This window comes from Leptolyngbya boryana PCC 6306 (genome assembly GCF_000353285.1).
Classification (GTDB): Bacteria; Cyanobacteriota; Cyanobacteriia; order Leptolyngbyales; family Leptolyngbyaceae; genus Leptolyngbya; species Leptolyngbya boryana.
Window position 1 is genome coordinate 2,444,930 of record NZ_KB731324.1, and the last position, 26,295, is coordinate 2,471,224.

Below are 26,295 nucleotides of genomic sequence, written 5' to 3' on the forward strand. Positions count from 1 at the left end.
TTCCCTATCTCCTCAATTCCTTGATCTCAAAGAGATCGATGCTTTTATCTCATCTATTCATCCAAATCCAAAACGCCTCGCGTTCTTTCCCGACGATTTTGATCTTTCGCCTCATATTTCGCAATGCAAGAACCTTTCTCAACCATTACGCAACTTAAATAATCTGTTGCTTCGATCAAGGCAGCACGCAGTGCTTTCCCAACCGGCGCACGTTTTGCCTGGGAGCGATCGCCACCCAAACTCACGCCACCAATACTCACACCCAAATCGCCCCCTCCCGCTTCTGAAGTTGCGCGACCTTCAATGGTTCGAGAATGGACAACTTCGCCTGTTGTCGAATCTACAACCCGCAGATCAACTGCAATGTAAGCTTGTTGCTTTTCTTGGCGTGCTCCTCCGCCTAATCGGATGCCACCAATATTAATTCCGCCGACTCTGCCCCCGGTCGATTCTTCAGCAACTCCTTCTTCATAAGAAGTCACTTGACCGACGACAATATACTGCGATCCCGTCAACTGTCCTCTCTTGGCTTCAGTCCCTCGACGGACTAATCCAAGCTCTGCTAATTCCTGCTCTGAAAGAACGGCTCCAAGTTTCTGACGCTCAACAACCGTAAACTTTCCAGTCGAACTTAATTCATTACTGAGTGCGTCAGCTAGCTCACGAGCTGTCGAACCGCGCCACCACCACCAATTTGTCTCATTCTTAAACTCTGGAACAGAGATGGTTAGTTTGGATTGCGCGAATGCTGCGGTTCCAGCGCTGAGACTGAAACCCAAGGCGACGATCGTTGCGGCAGCATTCAGACTGAGTGCTCGAAAGTTAGGTGAAATTTTCATAAGTGTGATTCATCCGAGTGATATGAGAGTTGTAGATGATCACCTTGATGAAATAAAACATAGTGCTCTATGCAACAGCATATCATTACACTCTACCTAGAATTATGTCGATACCGTGTAGATTTTGCTCGTTGACTGATTCTTCGACTAATGGCGTCGATCGTGATTTCCATAAAAAAACCGCCCCTCAACCAAAGAGGAGCGGTTTTAATTGAATCAAATTATCGAGCTAGCGTGCGACGTTTCGTGACCATCTTATAAGCCTCGATGGTATCGCCTTCGACCCAATCCTTGAAGTCATCCAGACCGATACCGCACTCGTAACCCGTATTCACTTCCCGCGCATCTTCTTTCATCCGCTTCAGTGAATCCAAAGTGCCAGAGTAGATGAGCTTACCACCGCGATGAATCCGAATCTTACAGTTCCGAATCAGCTTACCTGACTGAACATAACAGCCCGCAACAGCACCCCGTCCAACCGGGAATACTGCCCGCACTTCTGCTTGTCCAAGTGCCTCTTCAACCAATTCAGGTTCGAGCAGACCTTCCATCGCACCCTGAACATCATCCAACAAGTTGTAAATGATGTTGTAGTCGCGGACATCAACACCTGCTCGATCGGCGGCTTGACGCGCACCGGGAGCTAATGTGGTGTTGAAGCCAATAATGACTGCATCAGAAGCCGCTGCTAAGTCAACGTCTGTCTCTGAGATTTCACCCGGAGCTGAGAACAAGACCCGCACCTGCACTTCGTTCTGAGGCAACTGACTTAACGCACCCAGAATCGCTTCGATCGATCCCTGTACGTCCGCCTTCAAGACGAGATTCAGTTCCTTGAGTTCGCCTTCTTGCGCCTTCGCTGAAAGCGTATTCAAGCTCACCCGACGAGAAGACATCGCTGCCAACAGTCTCGATTGTCGTTGCTCATCGGCACGATCCGAAGCCGTTGCTCGTGCTTCCTTCTCATCTTGGAAGACTTGGAATTCATCCCCTGCGGCTGGAACATCGCTCAAACCGAGGACTTCCACTGCAAATGAGGGCGAAGCTTCTTGAACGCGATGACCGCGATCGTCAACCATTGCCCGCACTTTACCCAAGGCAGATCCAGCAACCAGCACGTCACCGACACGCAGCGTACCATTCTGAATCAGCAAAGTTGCAACAGGGCCTTTCGCCTTGTCTAAGTGCGCTTCAATCACGGTTCCTCTTGCAGGACGATCCGGATTTGCCGATAGATCCTCAACTTCAGAGACGAGCAGAATCATATCGAGCAGCGTATCGAGATTGTCCCCGGTTAACGCACTCACCGGAACCATGATCGTATCGCCACCCCATTCTTCCGGCACAAGGTTGTACTCGGTTAATTCTTGCTTAACGCGATCGGGCTGTGCCCCTTCTTTATCTACTTTGTTAATCGCCACGATGATCGGCACTTCTGCTGCCTTCGCGTGACTGATCGCTTCAACCGTCTGAGGCTGTACCCCGTCATCGGCTGCAACAACAAGAATCGCTACGTCAGTGACCCGTGCCCCACGTGCCCGCATTGCAGTGAACGCTTCGTGGCCCGGTGTATCCAAGAAGACGACCTGTTGCATCGCGTCGTTGTGCATGACATCGACGTGATATGCCCCAATGTGTTGGGTGATACCGCCTGCTTCTCCGGCTGCAACTTTCGTTTTCCGAATTGAGTCGAGCAGGGTGGTTTTACCGTGGTCTACGTGACCCATGATCGTGACGACCGGTGGACGGCGGTGCAGATAATCTAAATCATCCGCATCGATCATCTCAGTCAGTTTCTTGGCTGCTGCTTCTTTGGTACCGACTTCCACAAGGATGTCGTACTCTTCTGCCACCATCGTGGCAGTTTGAACGTCCAACATCTGAGTGATCGTTGCCGCGATGCCCTTCATAAAGAGCTTGGTAATGATCTCCGTTGGTGAAATTGCCAAGAGATTTGACAATTCTTGAACGGTTAACCCACCCGTTAAGGTAATGATTTCAGGACGCTCTTGTTTTTCGGGTTCGTTGTTCCGATTGCGGCGATCGCGGAAATTATTCCGTTTGCGCTGAGTCGGCGCTGCTGTTGCAACCGGGCGAACTTGCTGTTGTCCAGGCAGATTTTTCGGTTTGGCGGGACGAGCAAGCGAGAGGCTAACTTGAGCAGAACTCACTGCTCCCTCATCGTCATTGCCGAACAGATCGAGATCGTCGTCGTCGTCATCCTGAATTCTAGGCTGAGCGCGACGCTTGCCTTTACCCAACTTCGCGGCTTTTTCGACTTCTTGAACGTCTTCCTCTTCTTCCTCCCAGCCTTTTGTGCGTCTACGAGGAGGTGTAGGTTTGTTCAGTGTGAGATCCGGAGCGGGTGCGGTTGGATCTGGAGCAGCAGGCTTCACAGGGCGATTCCGCAGCACTGGAGCAGTCGCTCCTTCTGAGGCAGATGCGTCTTCAGCTTGCGCAGGTTTGGGTCTCCGCAGTTCCACAATTTGCTGCGGTTTTGGAGCAGCTTCTCCCGGCTTCACAGGTCCGCCAGGACGGCGATTGATGCTAGGACGCTGGGGTTTTTCGCCGCTGCCTTCTCTCGTCGGGCGACGATTATCAGAACTTCCTGCCTCACTCGCGGCTGGCTTGTCCCGCTTGAGTACAGGTTTGTTCACGAGCGAAGGACGCGCTGGTGCTGGAGTAGCGGGGCGCGCTGGCGCTGGAGTTTGCAGGGTTGGAACTGGAGCACTGGGCTGTACAGCACGTTCTTCCACAGGTTCTGCCGGAGCTACAGGAGGAGCCGAAGATACTTCAACTTGAGGTTCAGAAGCGGGCGGCTCAGTTGGGGTCGGTGCTTCGGTCAGGCTCGGCCCTGAAGGAGTCGCAGGGCGGCTCGGACGAGGAGGCTCTGCTGCGCGAGCAGAGGGCGCTTGGGGTGCAGTCGGTGATTGCGGCGGGCGAACCTCTGAGGCTTCCGCTGCGGCGGTCGATCGCGTAATAGGGCGACGGATTTCGAGAATTTGCTGTTTCTTCTGAATATTCAAGGGCGTTTTCTTTCGAGATTCAACAGATTGGGGGGTAGAACGGGGTGCGCTTTTTGCCGGAGATGGGTGGCTGGCAGCGTACTTTTGGGCAGCAGCGCGGATTTGTTCAGTTTCCGCTTCTGTAATCGTGCTGCTATGACTTTTAACCGGAATATTTAGTTGTTCGCAGATGGCGAGTATATCTCGATTGTCGAGATTTAACTCTTTCGATAGGTCGTAAATTCTAATTTTGCCGTTGTTCATCCACTCTTTCCCTCGTTCGATCGTTGGGTGTTACATAGTGACCTTCTGTTTTAACTAAAACGACAGGTTTTTTCGGGTTTTGATAGTATAATTGAACTATCTAAATTAATACTTGATGAAGACGTTACCCTCTTAGCGTTGCATGTTCTTAAAATTTTGTGGTCTTAACTCACAAGTTTTTAATGGTCTTTAAATAGAATGGTAGCTCAGAACGCAATTTGTCGCTGAGCAGTTTGATAAGTGCACAAGACTAGCTGAGCGATCGCAGATGGTGCGATCAATTCTTAGCAGTAATGTTGGTGAGTAGTCACCCTCCCCGCTGTACAGATCTGAGTTGCTCTGGGGCTGAAACTGAAGAGAGGACACAGAAGACTGACTCAGAGCAAGGGGCGGCAAATCTCCTAACGACAGGACAGGGAGACAAAAATAATTTGGACATTATCCCTAGTATATCGCAGGAGAAGAGTTGGAAAAGATGTTCTGCAAGTTTAGATTTTCGTTTTTGGCTGAAGCGAGGGTTGTAAAGTTTGGTAGATCTCAGGCGGGACGGGGGCTTTGAGGACGCGACTGAGGCGATCTTTTTTTTGAACTGCTTTGAGACAGTCTGCGGTCGGACAGAGATAGGCGGAGCGTCCTATGCCAGTATTGATCGCGATTTCATGCGATGGATGGAGACGAACGATACGCAAAAACTCGGCTTTTGGTGCGACTTTGCGACAACAGATGCAGCGACGGTAATTCGGGAGCATGAAAAACAACACAGGATGAGATCTCAATTTTAGCGATCTCATCCTGCATTTTTTCTAACTCGCTTAAAGTGAGCAGCACTCAATTTCTAGACTTGCTGTTCTTCGAGTTCGGGTTCTTCTTCGAGTTCGGGTTCTTCGTCAGGTTGTGGGACTGGAGGAGCGATCGCGACTTCCTCTTCTTCGTAGTCATCCTCATCGTCATACTCATCCATGGCGGGTTGAGATTGGCGACGTGCTTCGATTAGAGCCGAAATCTTCTCAGTTTCAGCCGCTTCATCATATTTACGGCTGTCTTTGATATCAATTTTCCAGCCCGTTAAACGAGCAGCAAGACGAACGTTTTGACCTTCTTTGCCGATCGCTAAACTCAATTGATCTTCACCGACTAATACATGCGCTTGCCGACCTTCGGGATCAACTAAGCGCACTTCATCCACTCGCGCTGGACTTAGTGCATTGGCAATATAAGTGGACGGATCGGGCGACCATCGAATGACATCGATCTTTTCACCGCGCAATTCATTGACCACCGCTTGAATGCGAGAGCCGCGCGCCCCGATGCAGGCTCCAACTGGATCAACATCTCGTTCTAAAGTATCAACAGCGATTTTAGTCCGAGGTCCAACATGGCGGGAAGGAGGGTTCGCTTCGCGCGCCACTGCAACAATCCGCACCACATCATCTTGAATCTCAGGCACTTCGTTTTCAAACAAGTAAACGACCAGACCTGCATCTGCTCTGGAAACGAGCAACTGTGGACCTCGATGCGATCCTTCACTGACTTTTTTCAGATAAACGCGGAACGTTGCATTGGCACGGTAATTATCGTTTGGCAGTTGATCGCGTTTGAGCAATTCCGCTTCGACTTCTGGCTGCCCAAACCCGCTCACGACTGCCATAATCACCGACTGCCGCTCGAATCGTAGAACTCGCGCTTGCAAAATTGTGCCTTCGAGGTCTTGGAATTCTTCTTGAACGAGTTTTCGCTGTTGATCGCGCAGCTTTTGCGCCAAAACTTGCTTGGTTTGGATCGCTGCCATGCGTCCGAAATCACCTTGATCGGGGGTGACATCCAGCACGACTGTATCGCCTGTTTGAGCTTCAGGTGCAACTTCTTGTACTTCGGTCAAAGAAATTTGGTGATCTGAATTATCGACTTCATCTACGATCGTTTTCGTAGCTAATACGCGGAAGCCTTCTTCTTCGACATCAAGTTCGACCTCGAAGTTATTGAAATATTCTTCGTCAAACCCATCGCCATCGATTCTCTGAGTGCGGCGAAACCGCTCGTATCCCTTCATTAGGGCTTCTTTGAGCGCGGCTTGGACTGAGTGCTTGGGTAAATTACGTTCACGGCTAATGCCGTCAATCATGTCTTTGAGTCCGGGCAAGGCGACCATTGACATAGGGAAAATCTCCGTAGGTACTAAATATTGAATTGTCAGGAAATTAGTCTTCTTCGCTTTCGGTCAGTTGAACGCTCGTGATCAGGGTTCGAGGAATCGAAATTGTACGTCCTTTTTTGCTGATGTAGACGTTGGTTTCGTCGCGTCGAATCAGATTGCCTTCCCAGTAGATATGACCTTGATAAGGTTCTGATGTCGTGACCATGGCGGGAAAGCCGCGGAAAGAAATGAATTCTCGATCGCTCGTCAGCAATTTAGAAATTCCGGGGCTAGAAACTTCCAGCACATACTGATCCGGAATCAATTCATCCAAAATCGGTTCCAATGCCCGACTCATCCGTTCACAATCCACAAGTCCCGTATCGGCTTGTTGATTACGCACATCAATTCTGAGGACAGGAGGATTCTGATTCGTGTGAAACACCGCATGAACCACTTCTAGACCGAGCGTCTCCGCGACTGGAGCCGCAACTTCTAAAACTTGAGGAATCAAAGGATGTGCCATCGAACAACTTCTCCAAATAAAAAAGTGGGACAATGCCCACTTCTCATGAAACGACTGATTTCATGGAGTTCGGTCAAACAGAGTTACTGTTCTTCCAACCCAAGTTTAGCGAAAAATTTCAGAGTCGCCCGTTTTTTATGTGGGGAGTGGGGAGTGGAGAGTAACCCAACGTTCCCCTATTCCCCACTCCCTACCCCCTACTAGAACGTAAAGGTCGTCCGAATCACAGGCACGATCGCTGTTCCATTCGTGCTTTGCCCTTCTGGATTGAAAATAGCAAACACTCCGGGTGTAATGCTCAGATTGTCGTTGACTCGGAAGTTGAAAAAGCCTTCAACCTGATAGGGGGTGCGATTTTCAGGATTGCTTGCAATGCCATCTGTGCTGACTCGCTTCAACGGTTGACCAAAAATCAGACCCGCTGAATTGCCCTTTTTGAGAATATCGGTCACATAAAGTCCGACCAACCAGGAGTTAAAGTTTGTTCCTGCATCGACATCGACGAGATCTGCAAAGATATGGCTGTAAGAGCCTGCTAAGGTGATGTTTTGCGAGAGGCGGAATGCGGCAGTTGCCCCCAGGGTGTTCATTTTGATCCCTTGGTTCAGATTTCCTAAGGTCAAACCGCCTGGTAGATTGACTGCGCCAATATCAGAACTGCTCAGACCCGTACCCAAAATATTGATTTGGTGATAACTATGAGCGTAGTTCAGTGCCACAGTGAACGCCTGACTGGGTTTTACCGTCAGTTGAGCCGCTGCAACGTAGCTTCCGCCGCCAACGCCTGCGCCCAGTGGAGTCCCACCGCCTAAGCCACGGTTGCCAGGAATGTTCGCGTTGACACTTCCATACAAAGCCCGGAAGTCGATCGCGTCGGAGATATTAAAGATCACCCCTGCTGCCGCTGCTAAACCTGTTTGAGAGGTTCCACCGGAAACTCGCTGAGCGGCTGGAAGCGACGCAAAGCGAGAGAGTGCGCCCTGTCCTTCACTTGCCCAGGGCAAGACGGATGGGAACGCGTCCGAAACTTCTGCACTCGTTCCAGCAAATGCGGTGACTTTGTCTGCAACGGGGAAGATGTAAAGCAGTTTGTAGAGAGACAGGCTGTTGTTTGCGCCTTTTCCAGTCAGCGTTGAAGGATCAACCGTGGGAAACTGAGGCTCATAAGAAAGTCTGACATTGCTGTTAGAGCCAAAGACGGGATCAGCATAGCCCAAGGTTTGAGCAATACTAGAGCCGCTACCCCCTGCAATTCCACTTGCACCGAAGTTTTGAGCCTGCAATCCAGTGATTAACAGGTCTTTTCCAGTGAAACTCGTGTTGAGATTGAGGCGGACGCGGTTGTTGAAGACGGTATTGGCATCATTTCCGGCATCGCCTGACTCGTAGCCATTTGCCACACTGAAAATTGCCTCTCCAGAGAGTTTGGTTGTTGTGGAGAATTGCTGTTTTTCCAGCGTTGAGGTTCTCGCTTCGAGAGAGTCCACGCGTCCGCGCAGTGTTGCCAGTTCTGCGGCAAATTGTTCTTGCAGTTTTTGTAGGGTTGCTAAATCTTCTTTCTTGACCAGATCAGCCGTTGCAGCCGCGATTAATTCGTTGACGCGATCGAGACAGGCATTCAATCCTGCTGCAAATTCGTATCGGGTCAAGGCACGATTGCCGCGATAGGTGCGATCGGGATAGCCTGCAATACAGCCATACCGCTCTACCAAGGATTGCAATGCCTGAAACGCCCAATCGGTCGGTCTGACATCTGAAAGCTGTGATACAGAGGTCACTTGTGACATTGTTGGAGCTGTTGGACGGCTCAACTCAGAGACGGAAGGGATTTGATTTAACTCGGAGGTAGGTTCAGCCGCGATCGCATTTCCGGCAGCTAAACTGATCGATCCCGCAACCAGGCTCGCTAGGCTCACCTGCATCTCAAATTTTAATTTTTTCACCTTCATCATCTCACCACGAATAAAAACGACGAATAAATCCTGCTGCCGCGTATTTCTTTTAGCGCAGTCTATTCTTAAAGCTATACGGTTAAGGGATCTCAGCGGGTAAAAGTGCCTTCGGGATTTGCCGGACATTATTATCGATTAAAGTCTATGCCCAACACATTTTCTGGTTTTCTGAACAATGTTAGAAAACTGAAATGGATCGAATTTGCCTAAATCTTTAAATTTGTAGTACGATTGACAACTGTGTCGAATTAGAGCAAACCCATGCCGAAGCTGAAAACCCGCAAATCTGCACAAAAGCGTTTCAAAGCAACTGGTGGCGGCAAGATCCAACGCCGTCGCACTCACGGAAACCACCTTTTATTCCATAAGAGTATGAGCCGCCGTCGTCGGATCGCAGGAGGCGATTTGGTGAACGAGCGCGATGCAGACAACGTTCGGTTGATGATGCCTTATCTCTAAGGGTTGACTGAGACACGATCGCAATATTAAAAATTAGTCAAGGATAGTGAAACATGGCACGGGTTAAGCGCGGCAATGTTGCTCGGAAACGCCGCAAGAAAATTTTGAAGTTAGCGAAGGGCTTCCGTGGCTCTCACTCTAAGCTGTTCCGCACCGCGAATCAGCAAGTTATGAAGGCATTGCGGAATGCATACCGCGATCGCCGCAAGAAGAAACGTGATTTCCGCCGGTTGTGGATCACTCGGATCAATGCTGCGGCTCGCATTCATGGCGTGAGCTATAGCCAATTGATTGGCAAGCTGAAGAAGGCTGATATTGTGATCAACCGCAAGATGCTGGCACAACTCGCAGTTCTCGATCCCGATGGATTTGCGAAAGTTGTCGAAAAGGCTGTTAAGGCTTAGATGCTGAAGCGATTCGTCGCAATCTGTAGTTTGTACGTTATGGGGGCGCAGTTGTTTGCGTCCCCATCTTTGTGTGCAGCCGAGATCGCCCAAAACCGTAAGCTGGTTGTTGCGGTGAAAGATAATGTTCGCCCGCTTGGATTTCGGGACGCTCAAGGCAGATTGCAAGGCTTTGAGATTGATATTGCGAAGCGATTAGCCGAGGAATTATTGGGAAGTTCAGCGGCGATCGAATTCCAACCCGTCTCGAATCGCGATCGACTGCAAGTGGTCATTGATGGAAAAGTCGATTTTGCGATCGCGCGGGTCACGGTAAACTCTTCTCGCGCTCGAATTGTTGCGTTTAGTGAACCTTACTACTTGGATGGAACAGGATTTGTGACTAAAAATTCTGCGATTCGGAGTGAGCAGGAGTTAACGAATCAGACGGTTGCTGTTTTGAATCATGCCAGCACTATTGCAACTCTGAAGTATCGATTCCCACAGCTTCAACTGGTTGGAGTGGATTCTTATGCAGCGGGAAAGCAGTTGCTTGAATCGGGAACAGTGATCGCGTTTGCCGCAGATGCGAGTATTCTCGCCGGGTGGGTGCAAGAATCTCCAGAATATCGAGTTTTGCCATTTCGAGTTTCAACTGAACCTTTGGCGATCGTTTTCCCGAAAGGGCTTGAGGCTGATCAACTTCGCCGCAGTGTAGATCAAGTGATTCGACGCTGGAAAGCTGAAGGATGGTTACAGCAACGAGCTAACTATTGGGGACTTCCTTGAGATACGCTGAAAAGATGCCTTTTAATTTGCGAACGATAGTCCTATGGATAGTGTAGCCTCTCCAATCCTTTACATCTCGCTTTTGCTCGTTTTACTGGGCAGTGTTGCGTTCTTTGTGGTTCGGCAAGTTCTGAAAACTCGTCGGATCGAGAGCGCTCTTTCTCGACTTCAAAGCAAACTGAACAAAGAAAAAGGCACTGCTGAAGAATATTACGAACTTGGGAGCATTTTGCTCGAGAAGCGGTTATTTACTCAAGCGATCGCTCAATTCCAAAAAGCGATCAAGCTTGAAACGCTCGAAGGTCAAGATCTTGCAGCGGTCTACAATGCTTTGGGATTTGCCTACTTTGCTCAAGAACAGTACGATCTTGCGATTAAACAGTACAAAGAAGCACTGAAGCTTTTGCCTGAGTATGTGACAGCGTTAAATAATCTTGGGCATTCCTATGAGCGCAAGCAACTCGCGTCGCCAGCATTGGAATGTTATGAGCAGGCTTTAGTGATCGAACCGAGCAATCAGACAGCAAAGCGGCGGGCTGAGTCGTTGCGGAAACGATTGGTCACTTCAGCATAAGTTTGATTGAGTTGAAAAAAGGAGGACGATTCAGCGATCGTCCTCCTTTTTTATTTGTGCCGCTCCTAGTTTGGGGCAGAGTTTTGAGTGGGAGTTGAATTCTGCGGGGGCGTAGAATTCTGGGGTTGAGGAGTTTCGACTGGAGTTGGAGTTGGGGCTTGAACTGGAGCAGTTGGAGCCGGAGTTTCAACTGGAGTTGAGGGAGTTTCAACTGGAGTTGAAGGAGTTTCGACTGGAGCAGTTGGACCTGGAGTCTCAACTGGAGTTGAAGGAGTTTCGACTGGAGTTGGGGTTGGGGCTTGGACTGGAGCAGTTGGAGCTGCTTGCTCTACAGGAGGGTTAGTAGGAGATTGGGTTGGCTCGACTACTGGTTGAGTAGGTGGAGTATTGATTGGATTTGAAACTTGATTGGTAGCTGGTGTAGTAGGTGAAAGGGGAGGAGTTTGGTTTTCAGGCGAAGCTTGAATAGCTCTTCCAGGGGGTGTTGTTTCTAGAATCTGGCGGGGCTGTTCAGGTTGGGAAGATTGCCCAGGATTCGAGTTTGCTGGGGGATTTGAGTTTGCTGGAGGATTCGAGTTTGCTGGAGGATTCGAGTTTGCTGGAGGATTTGGTGCAGGATTGTTTGAAGGCTTAGTCGATTCTCCTGAAGTTGGTGCAGGGTCTGCTGATCTGGGAGTCGCTGGTGCTGAATTTGCCGGATTTGGGTTACTGGGAGTGGAGCCAGATGGATTTGGAGTGGTGGACGTTGGATTTGAGTTTGAGTTTGGTTGATTTGAGTTTGAGTTTGGTTGATTTGAGTTTGAGTTTGGTTGATTTGAGTTTGAGTTTGGTTGATTTGAGTTTGAGTTTGGTTGATTTGAGTTTGAGTTTGGTTGATTTGAATTGGAGTTTGGTTGATTTGAATTGGGATTTGGCTGATTTGAGTTTGAATTGGGGCGATTTGAATTAGAGTTCGGTTGATTTGAATTAGAGTTTGGTTGATTTGAGTTTGAATTGGGTTGATTTGAATTGGAGTTCGGTTGATTTGAGTTTGAATTGGGTTGATTTGAATTGGAGTTCGGTTGATTTGAGTTTGAATTGGGTTGATTTGAATTGGAGTTCGGTTGATTTGAGTTTGAATTGGGTTGATTTGAATTGGAGTTCGGTTGATTTGAGTTTGTAGCGTTTCCAGCACTACCGCCCGTTGTACTCTCGGGAGCTTTTTGTGCGCCTCTGGTAGCATCAACTTCTACAGGTTCTCTACCGTTGTTCTGTTGGGAACCAGTTGAATTTTGATTGGTTGGAGTCGTGTTTCCTGAAGTTTGTCCACTGCTAGGTGTCCCTCCAGTTCCCGTGCTCGAATTTTGGGAAGGTGGGTTTCCGGTACTTGGTTGACTTGTGGCAGTATTGGTCGGGGAGGTTTGGGCTGACTGCTGACCCGTGCCAGTAGAATTTTGTGCAGGGGGATTTGGCGCAGGATCCGGAACTGGAGTTAGCTGCACCATTCGGGGATTTTCGATCACCGGTCCCGTTAAAGGTTTTTGCTCTTGTAAAGCTTGTGCTGTTTCTGCTTGTACAGCGGCAATTCCTGGTTCTGGATGAGGCTGTGCTTCTCGCCGCTGTAAATCAAGACCGCGCACCATATCGCTCGTTTCATAGAAGCGGTGCATGTCAAAATTGAAAAGCCGAACTCCTAAGGGATCAACGATCGCCATTTGTCCTGCTTCTAATGGCACCTTGCGCCCAGTTGTGTTGTCCACAATTTCCATTGGACCTGCTGGATTATTCGTCAAAGCGCCAACTACGGTCGTTTCAGTTTGCTCGTCATACCGAACAAATAACGCTGATCCGCGCACTCCAGTTGAAGCATTGGGAGTATCGATCGTCGTTCTTCCCTGCCCTGGCTTAATCAATAAGAGAACCGTTCCATTTGTGAGACGAAAATTTCGTGTTCCAGGCACAAATCGGAACACTGCCATCTCACCAACCCGTGCCCAAGAGCCATCGTTAAATCGTAAACCCACCCGTGACGCTCTCATCGTATGCAGCGCATCATCAGGGCGCAGAATTTCTGATAAGACGGCATCTCGCGGGCTTTGTCCCTTCGGCACAAACTGAACTCGCCTTACAATTTCCCGGATCTCGGCTGAAGTGAGTGGAGTTAAGGCATAGGCTGCCTTTGTGGAAACCACAGTACCAACTCCTAGGATCAGAGAGGCGATCGTGAGGAACAATTTACGGGACATAGACGCTCCAAGAACAAAAGGACGGAATGCGATGGCACGCATCCAGAGGCGGGTTAGCCTAAGCAGATTCAACCCAGTTCTACTCGTGTGAGATGATTAAGTGAAATTACACAATGTAGTCTTCATAAATACTTTACATGTCAAGCGAAAAATCTGGATTGTTTCTGCTCAAGCTTTAACTAGACTTTATACAAGATTAAGTGAAGATACGAGGCTACTTTTGTATATGCAACAAGAATTGAAGTTCTCCGGATTACTTGATCTAGAAGTCACAAAATTATTCTTTAGGACAAGCTGTCTCTACCGAATAGAGGGCACGTGAACAATTGGTGAACGATTGGTGAACGATTGGTGAACGACTGTGAGATGCTCGATTCTACGATTACCTAATGCTGTGAAATCTCTGCTTAAGGCTCGAAAACAAATTTGCAACAAGAAGCAATTATGTAAATTACGCTACCACTTATTGGGTCAAATTAGCGCCTCGCTTATCCTGGTTTTTACGGATAAAGCTCAGTGTAGTTTTATACCTAAAGAGGAGCTACCGCTAAAAGATCAGACTCCAGAACTTCAGACAGATGCATCGGAACTCCAGACTTCTGAAGCTGCCCTAAAGTTTCCTAGGACGCGATCGAATCTCAATTCTGTGTCGTATCAAGCGCAAGATCTTGCGCCGCTCCCGTCATTGACAGCACCCGCTGCCTCAGGGTTAGACCCAACTCAGGCGATCGCAGTGCTGCCTGCCCCCGCTGAAAAAGCGAGTATGACTCGTACCTTTTCAGATCAATCTTTTCCTTCTCCTCCTTTACCCTCTAGCCGTTGTTGGCGATCGACTGCGCAATGTTCTTATACGTCTAGTAAAGCTCCACTCCTGCCGATTCCTCCTACTGAAGGACAAGTCGATCCGGAGATTGGCGATTTGCGCCTCAGTCCGATTCCGAAGTCTGAGTTAGGAGAATTGAATATTCAGCCGATCGCGGTTGATCCCCCAGCGGGGACAAGTGATCCCGAACTAGGCACATTGCGATTGCAAGAGCGCACCGCCCCACAACCGTCGATCGCGATACCCAGTCGTCCGCGCCAAACTTCTGCTTTTCTCTTAGCAAGAGCGGACTACTTCAAAACCTCGAATGTCTTTTCAGAGCGTGATCCCGTCGATGATGGGCTAATTCGGACAGGGTTAACCTTCTTTTATGCGCCTCCGATCGGGCGGAAAACGTTTTTGATTACCTCGATCGATGCCAATCTCGTCCGCTATGCACAACTTGGGCGATATCGCGAGCGGTTCTCCGATGGGACGTTCACGGGCAATTTTCGATCGTTGAATTATGACGAATTGCGGTTTCGCGTGGGCGTTTTTCATCGAATTACGCCTCGCGTGTCCGGGGAGATTGGGTGGAGTCATCAGAAATTAGTTGAATCTAGCCGAGGGTTACAGCAGATCTTTAGTGGGAAAGAGTTTTTTAACGATCATTCACTTCGCTTAGAATTAAGCCGTCAAGATCAACTGTCTCCGCGATTGTCGCTGAATACGTTTTATCAATTTCGCTGGAGCATTGCAGACCCGGATCAGCGCAGTCGGATCCTTAATTCATTCATTACCACTTTGGGATATCGCCTCAACCCTCGGCTGCAAACGGCAATTGATTACCAATTTACTTGGTCGCATTTTACCCAGATAGATCGCGATGATTTGTATCATCAACTCGTCGCGCGAGTGACCTACAATGCTACGCCTCGAACTCAAGTGAATCTATTTAGTGGCTTTAGTTTTGGGAATTCCACAGAGCGAGGCATCAATTTCAACGGCTTTATTTTTGGGGCTGGCTTGGTGTTCAACTTACCCCTGTTCTAAATATGAGCACCAATCGCTCCAACTGCCGGGGTAGAGTTTTGCGCGATCGATGCCGCTTGCTGCTAAGGCCAACAAATTCACACAAGCGGTGACACCAGAACCGCAATATACGATCGGGTCATCTTTGATGCCTGACCAATGTTTTTTCAGGGCTTCAGGCGTTTTGAGAAATCCACGATCGTCGGTGACCAATTGCCAGGGATAATTCACGGCACCGGGAATATGACCTGCGATCGGATCGATTGGCTCACGTTCTCCCCGATATCGTTCTGCCTCTCTCGAATCGATTAAAGTTGACGTTCCGGCTTTGACGGCTGCAATATCGGCAATCCAATCGGACTGAATCTCAGGTGTAAAATTTCCGGCTCGCTCAGTCGGCACGATCGAGGTCACGGGATAGCCCAAATTTTGCCAATTCGCAAAGCCACCGTCGAGCACTCTGACATTTTCGTGTCCGAAGTAGCGCAGGAGCCACCAAAACCGCGCCGCAAATCCAAATCGCGAGTCATCGTAAGCAACCACTAAGGTTGAAGGCGTGATCCCCAGTTGCGAGAGCTTGTGGGCAAACTGTTCGGGATCAGGTAAAGGATGCCGTCCACCGTGTTTTTGTACGGGGCTAGAGAGATCTTGATTGAGGTCGAAATAATATGCGCCAGGGATATGCCCCTCTCTGTATTGCTGCCGTCCGAGTTCGGGTTGCATCAGCGCAAATCGACAATCTGCGATCGCCACATTGGGATCGTTGAGATGATCCGCTAACCATGCCGCTGTGATTGCAACTTTTACCATGACATTCTCCTGATCGGTCTTTTCAAATCCTACCTTCAGGAAGACGGCGATCGCCCATGATTACAGGAAAATCGGATTAACTCAAAAAATCGAAAATTAGAGACTTCTTATGAACTTCTTACGCTTAGTCTTCGCTATTGTCCTGCCTCCTGTCGCTGTTTTCATGACTTCTGGAATTAGTTCAGCATTGGTTATCAACATTCTGCTGACTCTACTCGGATGGGTTCCCGGAATTATTCACGCAATTTGGTATCTACAAAAGACCGAAGAACGACGTGGCGCTTACTAAATGAAAGCTCACAGGCTGACAAGAAAACCGCTCGATCGTAAGATCGAGCGGTTTTAACTAATGCGAAAAAATTAAAGATTAGCTGTTTGGAGTCTTGACCGTTTTTGCCATGTCCAAGAATGCACCCATGTTTGCGCCAGGACGGCGACGAGGAGTGGTGATGGTTGGCGCTGTGGTTGAGAAACTAGCAGTCGGCTGGGGCAAATTCAAGGTATTTGCTGAAACCGGCGGCTTCGATCCATTGGCTGAACCATTCAGATCAGCCGTTGCAGGCTTACTGACCTTTTCCGTTTTTGCAGGTTCTGGTTTCGCAACTTCTGCCTCAGTCGCGGCTAACTTCTGAGTTTCTTGCTTTGTCTCTTTCGGAGCTTCGGTTGCTGACAAAGGCTCAGCTTCCATGTAATAGCCACCCGATGACTTACCGCCGAGTCCAATCAAAGAAAGAATTCCGCTAAAGAGCTTTTTAATTAAGTTAATGACACCGCCCATTGAACAATACTCCTGGGTTAGTTGCTGAATCGTGGTTGCTGATCCGTTGAGATCAACAGATGAAAAGTAGTCCTATCTACGATTATCAGTCTGCGGTGGAACTCGACGCAAGCCTCTATCAAGATTTTCTATGCTTAGTATGTTCGATCCCTATTGGAGAACAATCCGAGCAGCGGTCCTAAAATTGCTCCAAACACAAATCCGCCTGCATGTGCCCAGTAGGCAACTCCGCCCCGCTCCATACCGATATTCGCAGGAACATTTAAACTGGCAACGCCGTAGAAGGCTTGTTGAATAAACCAAATGCCTAGATATGCCCAAGCGGGAACGCGAAATGGAAAGAAGAAGAACGGCGGAATAATCGTAGTGACGGCTGCGCCCGGAAAGCGCAGAATGTATGCCCCCATCACGCCCGCGATCGCGCCACTGGCTCCCAAGGATGGAATATTAGAGTCCATTGAGAAAAACCATTGAGTTGCGGCTGCCAACATGCCACAGCCGATATAAAAAATCAAAAATCGTAGATGTCCCAGTTTTTCTTCGACGTTGTTGCCAAAAATCCAGAGGAACAACATGTTGCCAAAGATATGGGCAAACCCACCATGCAGAAATTGCGACGTGATTAGAGTAATCCACTCTGGAAAAGGTTGATAGCGAAGAGAGGCTCCTGCAAGGTCTGCACTAAGTTCACGGGGAACAACTGCCCAAGTGTAGAAAAAATTGTCTAGTTCCGCAGGTGTAAGCGTTAATTGATAGAAAAAGACTAAAACGTTGACCGCAATAATTCCGTATGTGACATAGGGTGTAATGCGAATTGGATTATCGTCGCCGACCGGAAACACAGCTTATCCCCAATTAAATAATTTTAGTCAAAAGAGTAACTGATTTTTTCGATCGCTGTCTGTTGCTCTCTAGACAGATCTATGATGGCAGTCTGTCTTTGGAAGGAGAAGCGGAATGGAAGTGATCCCAGCAATCGATTTGCTCGGTGGTAAATGTGTGCGTCTGTATCAAGGCGACTATAACCAGTCGCAAGTGTTTAATGATGATCCGGTTGCGGTCGCCCGTCAGTGGGAAGCGGAGGGTGCAACTCGATTACATTTAGTCGATCTCGATGGCGCAAAAGTTGGACATCCTGTGAATCTGGATGTGATTCGATCGATCGTGGAAGCTGTGGAGATTCCGGTCGAGGTTGGGGGCGGTTTGCGCGATCGCGATGCCGTCGCCGCATTACTTTCGACAGGGGTAAGATGGGCGATTTTAGGAACGGTTGCAGTGGAACAGCCCGATTTGGTTGCGCAATTGTGTGGAGAATTTCCTGGTCAAATCATTGTGGGCATCGATGCGCGCAATGGTAAAGTTGCCACCAAAGGCTGGCTCGAAACTTCAGAAGTCTTGGCGACAGAGTTAGCGGAGCGGATGGCGCAACTGGGAGCCGCAGCGATTATTTATACTGATATTCATCGGGATGGAACCATGCAGGGACCAAACCTGGAAGCATTGCGGGATTTAGCAGCGATCGCGGCAATTCCGGTGATTGCTTCGGGGGGAGTTAGTTCGTTGACGGATTTACTCAGCCTATTGGCATTAGAACCGCAAGGAGTGACAGGTGCGATCGTTGGAAAAGCGATTTACACCGGAGATGTTTCTCTGAAAGAAGCGGTTCGAGCAGTGGGACAAGGGCGCTGGCAGGATATTCCTCCGGATTTTGGATCGTCAGCATTGGCATAGAGGACAGTTATGGGACATCACAAGAAAAAATTGGCGAAGAAGATTGCGAAGAAAGTAGTTCACAAGCTGAAGAAAAAACTTCCGAAGAAGTTGGCGAAGCAACTTGCTAAAGAATCTGCAAAGCGTCAAATTGAAGCACTGTTGCAACGCTAGATTTGTGCGAGTTTAGAACTAGCTATCCAAACTTTTGACGGGCGTGTGCGATCGCTGAAATTCGGCAAGACTCTTCGGAGATCGTTGTCCCCTTTGCGTCTTGCAGGACGTTCAAAGGGGCGCGTCAGGTCGGGTTGGATTGGTACAGATTGATACTCATACAAAATTTGGAGTTCCCGATGAAGAAGCAAGTTTTCCGGCAACGCTGGCGCTGGTACTTTCCAAGATTCGTCACAGTTTGTTGTGCAATCTTGCTTTTGATTCGCCCGATCGCATTTGCAATTTCTGCCAGTGCGACGACTCCAAGCCCGACTCCGACAGTTGAGAAGCCTACAGAGTCTAAACCTGCCGAGCCAAAGCCTGCTGAGAAGCCCGAAGAGTCTAAACCTGCTGAGCCGACCAAAACCCCGGAACAGCTAGAGCGAGAGAAGACATTGATCGAAGCCGATCGACTGTACCGATCCGGTGACAAAGCTCAAGCAGTCAAGCTTTATCAAGCAGTCAAGCCTCCTTTTCAGGGTGTAGTCGAAGCGAATCCTCAAGAAGTGATCACTGATCCTGCTCAGTTATCGACTGCGGGACAAGTGTACTGGCGCGAATCTGAAGCGGGACTGGCTCAGAATTTAGAAAGTCGAATTTTTGTCCCCTTGGAACTTTTAGTCAAAGAAATTCCGCAATTCGTTCCGGGACAGCTGCGATATGCGGAGGCGCTAGAGAAGTTTGGCAAAACCGAACAAGCGTTGGCGGTACTCGAAAAAGCGGCAACTCGCTATCCCAATCAGCCAGAGTTGATCAAAGCAAAAGTCGCAGCATTGGCAAAAAATGAGAAATGGATTGATGCGTCGATCGCGGCTCGACAATTTGCCTTACTCAACCCCAATCATTCCGAAGCCTCAGCACTGACAGCACTAGCAGATGACTATCAGAAACGCTATCAAAAGCAACTTCGTAGCAGACTTCGAGGCAATCTCGTTGGTGGAATTCTCACCGGGGCATTAGGGTACGCCCTCACTGGAAGCTTATTTGGTCCACTGACTTCGGTTCAGAATACTGCGCTACTGTTGCGAGGCGAATCTGCGGTTGGCGATCGCGTTGTTCGGCAAGCAAAACGTCAGCTTGATTTGGTTGAAGATAAAGAAGTCAATGACTATATAGCAGGCATCGGACAGAAGCTTGCGGATGCTGCTGGCAGGAAAGAATTTAAGTACGAATTTTATGTGGTCTTAGATGACAAGCTCAATGCATTTGCGCTGCCGGGTGGGAAGGTGTTTGTGAATGCAGGCGCGATTGAGAAAGCAAATTCCGAAGCTGAACTCGCTGGACTATTGGGACACGAACTCTCCCACGCGATTCTGTCTCATAGTTTTCAACTGATTACAGAAGGCTCCCTCACTGCCAATATTACGCAGTTCATTCCTTACGTGGGTGGCTTGATTACAGACCTGACAACACTGAGCTACAGCCGCGATATGGAACGTCAAGCGGATGTGCTAGGAACTCGGCTTTTAGCTTCAACGGACTATGCAGCAGATGGTTTGTACAATCTGATGGTGACGCTGCGTAAACAAGAAGAAGAGAAGAAGCGAGATCTTCCGCCTGCTTGGTTAGCTTCGCATCCTTTACCTAACGATCGAGTGAACTATCTGCAAGAGCTAATCACTCAGACGGGTTACAATCGCTATGCTTTTGAGGGAGTGGAGCAGCATTCAGCCATTCAGTCGAAAGTGAAGCAACTCCTGAAAGAACATAAAGAGCGGGAAGAGAAGAAGGGGAATCGACGCGATCGCAATTAACGCAGCTTATTAAATATTAAATAAAGGGGCGATCAGGTTTGAGATCGCCCCTTTATTCATTTTCAAACCCTACTTCGCCAAATACTAAGCTCTACGTTGCCACCGAGCTTATTGGTAAGATGCATCACAAGCAAAGTGAGCAGGACACCCGATAGCACGATCGTCCCATTCTCAGCTTCTACGGTGGCAAGTAAAGGGGCTAGGACAGTGATTTTTCCTATCAAAGGTTGGACTCAAAACCATCAATTAAGCAGTCTCTTTGAGGTAGACATGGCTCACAGCTTGCTCTAAGGCTGCGGTACGATCGCTGAAAAAATGGTCAGCATGAATGACATCGAACAGCCCCAACTTTTGCAAGCGACGCTGAACTTTCTCACTTGCCCCAACCAGGTAAATCGCTAAGCCTTTATCACTCGCATCCCGAATGACATTCTCGATCGCTAACGAAGCCGTTACGCCCATTGTTGGAACATCAGTCAGATCCACAACTAAGGCATCTGCCTCTTTCATAGCATTGTGTTCCCGCGCGATCGCTTTCGACAAGCCAAAAATCATGGGACCACTAAGGCTGAACAATAGAACACGTCCTTGTCCTTTATCGAGCAGTTGTTTTTGCTCCGCTGAGAGACGCGCATCATCATCCATATCTGAAATCAGTTTGACTTCTGACGATTGCATTTCACTCAGTCGCTCAATCGTCAGAATGTTAGCAATGAAGACCCCTACGCCGACTGCCACGATCAGATCCACAAATACCGTTAACAGCAGTACCCCGTACATAATCAGGGAACCTTTGAGCGAGACTTTATGCGATCGCTTCAAGAAGCTCCAGTCGAGAATATCAATCCCTACTTTCAGAGCAATCCCCGCGAGAACTGCCATCGGAATCGGTTCCGTGAGCCTTGCAGCACCCAGGACTACTACCAGAAGTACGATCGCACGCGTCAATCCAGAAACAGCAGTCCTCGCACCAGTTTGGATGTTGACCACGGTTCCCATCGTAGCTCCAGCACCCGGCAACCCTCCACACAATCCAGAGACAATGTTGCCAATTCCTTGACCGATCAGTTCTTTATCTGATTTATGTTCTGTGCGAGTCAGACTATCTGCAACAACCGCTGTCAAGAGTGTATCAATACAGCCCAGCATCCCAAGCATTACCCCATCCACAAACATGGTGGTCAGTTGACTTGCAGTAAAGGTAGGGAGTTGCAGCGGCGGCAATCCAACTGGAATCGAACCAATCCGACGAATATCAGCGCCTTGGAACACGGTTAACGAAATGATTGTTCCAATGATTAACGCAACCAACTGAGGCGGAACGAGTCGCTTCAGCTTTTTCGGCATTAAGAAGATGATTGCCAAAGTGACTGCACCGAGAATTGCTTCTGGTGTTTTGACATTGGCAATCAAACCTGGAATTGCCATCACTGTTCCAAGCACGCCACCTTTCGGAGCTGCCTGCCCTAGGAAGGGTGCAATCTGTAGAATGATCAGAATTACGCCAATTCCAGACATGAAGCCGGAAATGACGCTATATGGCATCAGCGTGACGTATTTTCCAAGTTTGAAAATACCGAACACGATTTGAAACAATCCAGCCAGCATGACGACCGTAAATGCCATCGCTAAGCCGTTTTCTGGATTGCTTGCGGTCAATCCAGCGACGATCGCGGTCATGACAACGGTCATCGGACCAGTTGGCTCAGAAATCAGTGTTGGAGTGCCACCAAACAGTGCAGCGAAGAATCCAACGCAGATTGCGCCATACAGTCCACCAATGGGACCGACTCCAGAGGCGACCCCGAAAGCGAGTGCTAGGGGCAATGAAACGATAGCTGCGGTGACGCCTCCGAAGATATCTCCTCGGAGATTATTAAATCGAATTAGATTGGTAATTGTCATAACCCAAGTGAATGAACGGTAAGTGAATCTCAATTTGAGACAATGCAACCCTGTCACCCTCTATCTGTACAAACAAAAGGTGTAGAAAATAGCTAGAAAACTCGCTATGTAGATAGAGTAAAACTAGGCTCTCCGACGAGTTCCTCTATAGAGTTCAAATTTTGGTAATAATTGAATTATTCCGATGATTTCACTGTACGGCACTCTAGGTGACGTTGCTCAAGTGAATCCGTCAGAAACAGGACTTTTTTCCATAGAAGCTTTCTATCTTTTCCATAAGGGTTGACCGAAAAAGCATAGAGTGCGGGATGTAATGCAGCGAAATCACCTCGATCGTACTCTATCAAGCTCAGTTGAATTGATGGATGGATATTGCGTTTCTTGGTTTGGAGAGCAGGTTTGTCCCCGCTCTCCAGTTTCAGGGTAATGTCAGCGTGATGATCGATTTCACGGTGTCATGGGTGACATTAGTTATTGACTGCATTCGCGACCTTTTTCATCGCAGCGTTTCTTATGCGACTTTCTGCGCTCTTACGAACACGATCACTCTTCCGGGTTCCGCCTGCCATTTCGTATTCGCGGCTGTCGTTGCCATAGCGGGCAGAAACGCCATTCAGCATTTCATCGCTGAGATCTCCGAGTTCTCTTTCAGACTCGTCAATTTCATTTTTTGCGGCATCTAGTAGTTCGATGAGGTTGTTGTAGTGGTTGAGTTTGGCTTGTAGTTTCTCGATTTTGGTGGTGAAGGTGGTCATGTTGCGATCGCGTCCGAAGTCCATTGCGGGGTCGATCGCTTTGAGTTTCATGGCTCTGAGCTGTGCTTTTTCGAGAATGCGTGAGGTTCTTTGTGAGCGTGCCATTGGTAGATACTCCCTGAGTGCTAGTGTGTTCTCATTCACAGTTTGGCTTGAGCGATCGCGCTGTGAGATGGGTGATTCGCACAGAGAAGTGTGTTGCTTTCAAGAAGAATTTTTTGGGGCACTTAAGGATTTTTGAAGCGTTTGTAAGCAAAGCTGACAAGATTACGGAGTTGGTTGCACGATTCGTTGTGAAGGTCACGAAATTCGTGGGTAAGGTTGAAAGATTACTGACGAATGACGCGATTGTCGTTGTGACTGTCACACGATTTGTGGGGAATAAAGCGATCGACACAAAGACGGATGGAATTGTCATTGTGAATGAGTTGAGCGAGGTTGAGACAGATTGAGAGGGTGCGATTGAGCTTGTAAAAGATTCTGTAATTTTGCGGGAAGTGGCACAATCGAACGGAAGAATTAGCTACAACAAGAATGTATTCTTCCGTAGGTGGCTTATGTTGGAGATGACTGGGGCAGCGATCGCGAAAATTGCTTTTGATGAGTTTGTAAAGTCGAGTGCGGGAGAAGTCGCAAAAAAAGCGGTCGGCGGTGCGATCGAACAATTGCGATCGACAATTAAGAACCGATTTAAGGGGAATCAGAAGGCGGAAACGGCGATCGAGAAGATTGAAAAAGAGCAGTCACCCGAAGCGCTGAATAAGTTATCGGTGTATTTGGATGATGAAATGGAAGACAAGGTATTTGCTCAAACCTTGCAGCAGCTTGCCGAACAGATTACAAATGTGCAAAATACCGCAGAGCGGCAATATAACAACTACGGGCGTGATCAGTTCAACATTGAAACGATTAATGGTGATCCAAAATTGGGTGGGTCTTAGCGATGTCGCGTCAATATGAGAGTCACGGGCGCGATCAGTTCAACATTGAGACTCTGAAAGGAGATCTCCAAGTTGACAATCGTACTAACGCTCAGCAGAACATTGAGGTTTTGCTGAAAGGTACGATCGCGCCAAAGCATTCTTCTGAGAAGTGGGTAAAGCGTCAACAGGTTGAAGCCGAACTGATGCGACGGTCAGAAGCTCAGGTTTTATTAGAAATGCTTGGACAAGGCGGATTTGGTAAAACTGACTTAGCAGCGTGGCTATATGCTCAGAAGAAAGCAGACTTTGAGCGATCGCTGTGGGTGGATGCGGCGAAAGTGGAATCGTTTAATCAGTTTGCACGATGGGTTTTGCAAGAACTCAGGTATTTGATTGATCAGCGCTGGGATGATGAAGCATTGGTTCATGAGTTAGCGCGGCGATTGACAGAGCATCGCTGCTTGCTTGTGGTCGATCAGGCTGAGCAACTGACGGAAAGCGCGATCGCATCCTTTGATCAGTTTGTGCAGTATTGGCAAGAGCGGGGTGAGCGGAGTTTTTTATTAGTGGCGACTCGCCGTAAAGTCGTAACAGATGAGCGATCGCGGTTGGCGATTTCTGGCTTAACGGATGCGGAAGGGGCGGAGTTTTTGGCGAAGCAGGGGATTTGCGCGATCGCAGAACGAGGATTTGAGCGATTGACGCAGTTGGCGAATGGGCATCCGTTGTTGTTGGGGTTGGCGGCGAGTTGGTTGCGGCAAGAGGCGGAGGGGAGTCTAAGCGAAAGGGATTTGGACTTCTTTGAGCAGTTGTTTTGTCACTATCAGGGTGATTCGGAAGCGAAGGTCGAGGAGATCTTTACGGTCTTGTTTGCGGAGTTGCCGGAGCGGTTGAGATCGCTTTTACTCGGTGTGGTTGTGTATCGAGATGCGTTTGGGTTAGAGATGGCTCAGGCAATGCTAGAGGATGCGACGATCGAGGATTTGCAGACGTTGAGCGATCGGGCGTTTCTACGGCAGGAGTCGGAGCGATGGACGCTGCACCCGTTGATGCGGGGGGTGGTTGAGCAGGAATTGAAGAAGAGCGATCGATATCGGAAATCGCATGAGAGAGCGATCGCGTATTTTGCTGCAAACATTCAGCTTTGGACAGGCTTACTGTCTGACTGTGCTGCACAACTCGAAATCTTTCATCATCACTGTGAATTGGGAGAGTACGCCCTTGCAGATCAAATTATGGATACCTGCTTCAATGGCTTAGACCGACACGGCTACTATCTTGCTTTGCTGTCTATCTATGGGCGGCTGACTCAAGAGTGGACGGCTGCGGAGCCTGACAACGTAGAGGAGCAACGAAACTTAGGCTGGGCATGGATACAGTTGGGAGACTTGTATCAGTCTGTGGGACAATATCAAGCTGCTATCGTCGCTCACAGTCAAGCCCAAATTCAATTTGCTCAGATTAATTTTGCTCAGGGCAAAGCGGCTTCTCTCGGCAGTTTGGGATTTGCTTACGTTCTGTTAGGACAGTACGCCTGTGCGATCGACTGTCATCAACAGTCCTTAGAGATTGAGCGCGAGATTGGTGACCGTAGGGGTGAAGCTTCTTCCCTCCGTATGTTAGGACTTTTTTACAATGCTCTAGGACAGTACGCTTGTGCGATCGACTGTCATCAACAGTCCTTAGAGATTGAGCGCGAGATTGGTGATCGTAGGGGTGAAGCTTTTTCCCTCAGTAATCTGGGCAATGCTTACGGTTCATTAGGACAATATGAATGCGCGATTGATTATTATCAACAGTCCTTAGAAATGGCGCGTGAAATTGGTGATCGTGGGGGTGAAGCCAATTCTCTCATTGGTTTGGGATTTGTCTACAATGCTCTAGGACAGTACGCCTGTGCGATCGACTGTCATCAACAGTCCTTAGAGATTGAACGCGAGATTGGTGATCGTAGGGGTGAAGCTTCTTCCCTCAGTAATTTGGGCAATGCTTACGATTCATTAGGACAGTATGACCGTGCGATCAACTGTCATCAACAGTCTTTAGAAATGGTGCGCGAAATTGGTGATCGTGGGGGTGAAGCTTCTTCCCTCAGTAATCTGGGCAATGCTTACGGTTCATTAGGACAGTATGAATGCGCGATTGATTATTATCAACAGTCCTTAGAGATTGAGCGCGAGATTGGTGATCGTAGGGGTGAAGCGTATTCTTATTTTAGCTTGGGACATGCTCTAGCAAAGCTCAGCCGGAAGAAAGAATCGATCGAAGCATACCAAAACGCTCGCCGTTTATATCAAGAAATGGGACTTGCTCAAGACGTTGAGGACTGCGATAAAGCACTCCGACCGCCTCGCCGCAAAATCAATTGGATTCTCTGGTTCTGCGTTGGAATCGCGATCGTCCTTCTCATCGCATGGCTCCGCAAATAAGCAATGTGGAATCAGCGATCGCAGTAAACTATCG

General features: G+C 48.6%; 25 protein-coding genes. 12 read left to right on the forward strand and 13 right to left on the reverse strand.

The features are described 5' to 3' along the window. Positions 1 to 53: 53 nt before the first annotated feature. The 6 genes from LEPBO_RS0112290 to LEPBO_RS0112315 all read right to left on the reverse strand — a co-directional run bounded on the left by LEPBO_RS0112290 (position 54) and on the right by LEPBO_RS0112315 (position 8,720). Complete coding sequence (locus LEPBO_RS0112290; RefSeq protein WP_017287870.1) at positions 54 to 839, reverse strand: CsgG/HfaB family protein; 786 nt, start codon at positions 837 to 839, stop codon at positions 54 to 56. 221 nt (positions 840 to 1,060) lie between these two features. Then, positions 1,061 to 4,108: a translation initiation factor IF-2 gene (gene infB, locus LEPBO_RS0112295; RefSeq protein WP_017287871.1), complete on the reverse strand. Its 3,048-nt coding sequence runs from the start codon at positions 4,106 to 4,108 to the stop codon at positions 1,061 to 1,063. A gap of 488 nt (positions 4,109 to 4,596) precedes the next feature. Then, positions 4,597 to 4,899 carry a YlxR family protein gene (locus LEPBO_RS0112300; RefSeq protein ID WP_017287872.1) on the reverse strand — a complete coding sequence of 101 codons (303 nt, stop codon included), beginning with the start codon at positions 4,897 to 4,899 and terminating at the stop codon, positions 4,597 to 4,599. Between the two features lie 44 nt (positions 4,900 to 4,943). After that, the gene (gene nusA / locus LEPBO_RS0112305) at positions 4,944 to 6,263 is read right to left on the reverse strand and encodes a transcription termination factor NusA (protein WP_017287873.1); all 1,320 of its coding nucleotides are present in this window, start codon (positions 6,261 to 6,263) and stop codon (positions 4,944 to 4,946) included. 43 nt (positions 6,264 to 6,306) lie between these two features. After that, on the reverse strand, positions 6,307 to 6,768 hold the full coding sequence (rimP, locus tag LEPBO_RS0112310) for a ribosome maturation factor RimP (protein ID WP_017287874.1): 462 nt from the start codon (positions 6,766 to 6,768) through the stop codon (positions 6,307 to 6,309). A gap of 200 nt (positions 6,769 to 6,968) precedes the next feature. Then, the gene (locus LEPBO_RS0112315; RefSeq protein WP_017287876.1) at positions 6,969 to 8,720 is read right to left on the reverse strand and encodes an iron uptake porin; all 1,752 of its coding nucleotides are present in this window, start codon (positions 8,718 to 8,720) and stop codon (positions 6,969 to 6,971) included. Positions 8,721 to 8,981: 261 nt separating this feature from the next. Here LEPBO_RS0112315 and rpmI point away from each other — a divergent pair, with 261 nt between their 5' ends. The 4 genes from rpmI to LEPBO_RS0112335 are packed head-to-tail and all read left to right on the forward strand — an operon-like array spanning position 8,982 to position 10,925. Beyond that, positions 8,982 to 9,179, forward strand: a complete 198-nt coding sequence (gene rpmI, locus LEPBO_RS0112320; RefSeq protein WP_017287877.1) for a 50S ribosomal protein L35 — start codon at positions 8,982 to 8,984, stop codon at positions 9,177 to 9,179. A gap of 53 nt (positions 9,180 to 9,232) precedes the next feature. Further along, positions 9,233 to 9,583 (forward strand): 50S ribosomal protein L20, encoded by a 351-nt coding sequence (gene rplT / locus LEPBO_RS0112325; RefSeq protein ID WP_017287878.1) that lies wholly within the window; start codon positions 9,233 to 9,235, stop codon positions 9,581 to 9,583. After that, positions 9,584 to 10,351, forward strand: coding sequence for a transporter substrate-binding domain-containing protein (locus tag LEPBO_RS0112330; RefSeq protein ID WP_017287879.1), 768 nt, complete (start codon positions 9,584 to 9,586; stop codon positions 10,349 to 10,351). 43 nt (positions 10,352 to 10,394) lie between these two features. After that, complete coding sequence (locus tag LEPBO_RS0112335) at positions 10,395 to 10,925, forward strand: tetratricopeptide repeat protein (RefSeq protein WP_017287880.1); 531 nt, start codon at positions 10,395 to 10,397, stop codon at positions 10,923 to 10,925. Between the two features lie 65 nt (positions 10,926 to 10,990). Here LEPBO_RS0112335 and LEPBO_RS42885 read toward each other — a convergent pair whose 3' ends face one another. Further along, positions 10,991 to 13,150, reverse strand: a complete 2,160-nt coding sequence (locus tag LEPBO_RS42885; RefSeq protein ID WP_017287881.1) for a FecR domain-containing protein — start codon at positions 13,148 to 13,150, stop codon at positions 10,991 to 10,993. Positions 13,151 to 13,544: 394 nt separating this feature from the next. On the opposite strand from LEPBO_RS42885, the gene LEPBO_RS40030 reads away from it, so the two are divergent. Further along, positions 13,545 to 15,005, forward strand: a complete 1,461-nt coding sequence (locus tag LEPBO_RS40030; protein WP_017287882.1) for a hypothetical protein — start codon at positions 13,545 to 13,547, stop codon at positions 15,003 to 15,005. Here LEPBO_RS40030 and LEPBO_RS0112350 read toward each other — a convergent pair. Continuing rightward, a complete protein-coding gene (locus tag LEPBO_RS0112350) occupies positions 14,991 to 15,794 on the reverse strand; it encodes a sulfurtransferase (RefSeq protein ID WP_017287883.1) in 804 nt (267 codons plus the stop codon). The genes LEPBO_RS40030 and LEPBO_RS0112350 overlap by 15 nt on opposite strands. Before the next feature lie 109 nt (positions 15,795 to 15,903). On the opposite strand from LEPBO_RS0112350, the gene LEPBO_RS0112355 reads away from it, so the two are divergent. Further along, positions 15,904 to 16,083 (forward strand): YqaE/Pmp3 family membrane protein, encoded by a 180-nt coding sequence (locus tag LEPBO_RS0112355; RefSeq protein WP_017287884.1) that lies wholly within the window; start codon positions 15,904 to 15,906, stop codon positions 16,081 to 16,083. 78 nt (positions 16,084 to 16,161) lie between these two features. Here the strand turns inward: LEPBO_RS0112355 and LEPBO_RS0112360 are convergent, their stop codons facing one another. Next, positions 16,162 to 16,572, reverse strand: coding sequence for a hypothetical protein (locus LEPBO_RS0112360; RefSeq protein WP_017287885.1), 411 nt, complete (start codon positions 16,570 to 16,572; stop codon positions 16,162 to 16,164). Between the two features lie 134 nt (positions 16,573 to 16,706). Further along, entirely contained in the window at positions 16,707 to 17,414 is a 708-nt protein-coding gene (locus LEPBO_RS0112365; protein WP_017287886.1) for a rhomboid family intramembrane serine protease, read from the reverse strand. A gap of 115 nt (positions 17,415 to 17,529) precedes the next feature. Between LEPBO_RS0112365 and hisA the strand changes: the two genes are divergently transcribed. Both hisA and LEPBO_RS42890 read left to right on the forward strand, forming a co-directional pair. Continuing rightward, positions 17,530 to 18,303, forward strand: coding sequence for a 1-(5-phosphoribosyl)-5-[(5-phosphoribosylamino)methylideneamino]imidazole-4-carboxamide isomerase (gene hisA / locus LEPBO_RS0112370; protein ID WP_017287887.1), 774 nt, complete (start codon positions 17,530 to 17,532; stop codon positions 18,301 to 18,303). Positions 18,304 to 18,312: 9 nt separating this feature from the next. Then, entirely contained in the window at positions 18,313 to 18,456 is a 144-nt protein-coding gene (locus tag LEPBO_RS42890) for a hypothetical protein (protein ID WP_017287888.1), read from the forward strand. Here LEPBO_RS42890 and LEPBO_RS43975 read toward each other — a convergent pair. Beyond that, positions 18,453 to 18,647, reverse strand: coding sequence for a hypothetical protein (locus LEPBO_RS43975; RefSeq protein WP_148668930.1), 195 nt, complete (start codon positions 18,645 to 18,647; stop codon positions 18,453 to 18,455). The genes LEPBO_RS42890 and LEPBO_RS43975 overlap by 4 nt on opposite strands. On the opposite strand from LEPBO_RS43975, the gene LEPBO_RS36945 reads away from it, so the two are divergent. Beyond that, positions 18,636 to 20,249 (forward strand): M48 family metallopeptidase, encoded by a 1,614-nt coding sequence (locus LEPBO_RS36945; protein ID WP_051077794.1) that lies wholly within the window; start codon positions 18,636 to 18,638, stop codon positions 20,247 to 20,249. The genes LEPBO_RS43975 and LEPBO_RS36945 overlap by 12 nt on opposite strands. 246 nt (positions 20,250 to 20,495) lie before the next feature. On the opposite strand, the gene bicA is transcribed toward LEPBO_RS36945, so the two are convergent. Together bicA and LEPBO_RS0112390 are read right to left on the reverse strand one after the other, a co-directional pair. After that, on the reverse strand, positions 20,496 to 22,154 hold the full coding sequence (gene bicA / locus LEPBO_RS0112385) for a bicarbonate transporter BicA (RefSeq protein WP_017287889.1): 1,659 nt from the start codon (positions 22,152 to 22,154) through the stop codon (positions 20,496 to 20,498). Positions 22,155 to 22,621: 467 nt separating this feature from the next. Continuing rightward, positions 22,622 to 23,014 carry a hypothetical protein gene (locus LEPBO_RS0112390; RefSeq protein ID WP_017287890.1) on the reverse strand — a complete coding sequence of 131 codons (393 nt, stop codon included), beginning with the start codon at positions 23,012 to 23,014 and terminating at the stop codon, positions 22,622 to 22,624. A gap of 23 nt (positions 23,015 to 23,037) precedes the next feature. Here LEPBO_RS0112390 and LEPBO_RS0112395 point away from each other — a divergent pair, with 23 nt between their 5' ends. From LEPBO_RS0112395 to LEPBO_RS36955, 3 genes are all read left to right on the forward strand, one after another. After that, positions 23,038 to 23,361, forward strand: coding sequence for a hypothetical protein (locus LEPBO_RS0112395; RefSeq protein ID WP_026148595.1), 324 nt, complete (start codon positions 23,038 to 23,040; stop codon positions 23,359 to 23,361). A 105-nt stretch (positions 23,362 to 23,466) separates the two neighbouring features. After that, positions 23,467 to 23,850, forward strand: a complete 384-nt coding sequence (locus LEPBO_RS36950) for a hypothetical protein (RefSeq protein WP_017287892.1) — start codon at positions 23,467 to 23,469, stop codon at positions 23,848 to 23,850. 2 nt (positions 23,851 to 23,852) lie between these two features. After that, entirely contained in the window at positions 23,853 to 26,261 is a 2,409-nt protein-coding gene (locus tag LEPBO_RS36955; protein WP_017287893.1) for a tetratricopeptide repeat protein, read from the forward strand. The last annotated feature ends 34 nt before the right edge of the window (positions 26,262 to 26,295 follow it).

Bases quoted from the DNA above. Each gene is read 5' to 3' on its own strand.
- LEPBO_RS0112390 (WP_017287890.1), bottom strand. From the start codon at position 23,014: ATGGCACGCTCACAAAGAACCTCACGCATTCTCGAAAAAGCACAGCTC.
- LEPBO_RS42885 (WP_017287881.1), bottom strand. From the start codon at position 13,150: ATGTCCCGTAAATTGTTCCTCACGATCGCCTCTCTGATCCTAGGAGTT.
- LEPBO_RS0112360 (WP_017287885.1), bottom strand. From the start codon at position 16,572: ATGGGCGGTGTCATTAACTTAATTAAAAAGCTCTTTAGCGGAATTCTT.
- LEPBO_RS42890 (WP_017287888.1), top strand. From the start codon at position 18,313: ATGGGACATCACAAGAAAAAATTGGCGAAGAAGATTGCGAAGAAAGTA.
- rpmI (WP_017287877.1), top strand. From the start codon at position 8,982: ATGCCGAAGCTGAAAACCCGCAAATCTGCACAAAAGCGTTTCAAAGCA.
- LEPBO_RS0112315 (WP_017287876.1), bottom strand. From the start codon at position 8,720: ATGATGAAGGTGAAAAAATTAAAATTTGAGATGCAGGTGAGCCTAGCG.
- LEPBO_RS0112300 (WP_017287872.1), bottom strand. From the start codon at position 4,899: ATGAGATCGCTAAAATTGAGATCTCATCCTGTGTTGTTTTTCATGCTC.
- LEPBO_RS0112355 (WP_017287884.1), top strand. From the start codon at position 15,904: ATGAACTTCTTACGCTTAGTCTTCGCTATTGTCCTGCCTCCTGTCGCT.
- rplT (WP_017287878.1), top strand. From the start codon at position 9,233: ATGGCACGGGTTAAGCGCGGCAATGTTGCTCGGAAACGCCGCAAGAAA.
- infB (WP_017287871.1), bottom strand. From the start codon at position 4,108: ATGAACAACGGCAAAATTAGAATTTACGACCTATCGAAAGAGTTAAAT.
- hisA (WP_017287887.1), top strand. From the start codon at position 17,530: ATGGAAGTGATCCCAGCAATCGATTTGCTCGGTGGTAAATGTGTGCGT.
- LEPBO_RS36945 (WP_051077794.1), top strand. From the start codon at position 18,636: ATGAAGAAGCAAGTTTTCCGGCAACGCTGGCGCTGGTACTTTCCAAGA.
- LEPBO_RS0112290 (WP_017287870.1), bottom strand. From the start codon at position 839: ATGAAAATTTCACCTAACTTTCGAGCACTCAGTCTGAATGCTGCCGCA.
- LEPBO_RS0112335 (WP_017287880.1), top strand. From the start codon at position 10,395: ATGGATAGTGTAGCCTCTCCAATCCTTTACATCTCGCTTTTGCTCGTT.
- nusA (WP_017287873.1), bottom strand. From the start codon at position 6,263: ATGTCAATGGTCGCCTTGCCCGGACTCAAAGACATGATTGACGGCATT.
- rimP (WP_017287874.1), bottom strand. From the start codon at position 6,768: ATGGCACATCCTTTGATTCCTCAAGTTTTAGAAGTTGCGGCTCCAGTC.
- LEPBO_RS0112330 (WP_017287879.1), top strand. From the start codon at position 9,584: ATGCTGAAGCGATTCGTCGCAATCTGTAGTTTGTACGTTATGGGGGCG.
- bicA (WP_017287889.1), bottom strand. From the start codon at position 22,154: ATGACAATTACCAATCTAATTCGATTTAATAATCTCCGAGGAGATATC.
- LEPBO_RS0112350 (WP_017287883.1), bottom strand. From the start codon at position 15,794: ATGGTAAAAGTTGCAATCACAGCGGCATGGTTAGCGGATCATCTCAAC.
- LEPBO_RS36955 (WP_017287893.1), top strand. From the start codon at position 23,853: ATGTCGCGTCAATATGAGAGTCACGGGCGCGATCAGTTCAACATTGAG.
- LEPBO_RS36950 (WP_017287892.1), top strand. From the start codon at position 23,467: ATGTTGGAGATGACTGGGGCAGCGATCGCGAAAATTGCTTTTGATGAG.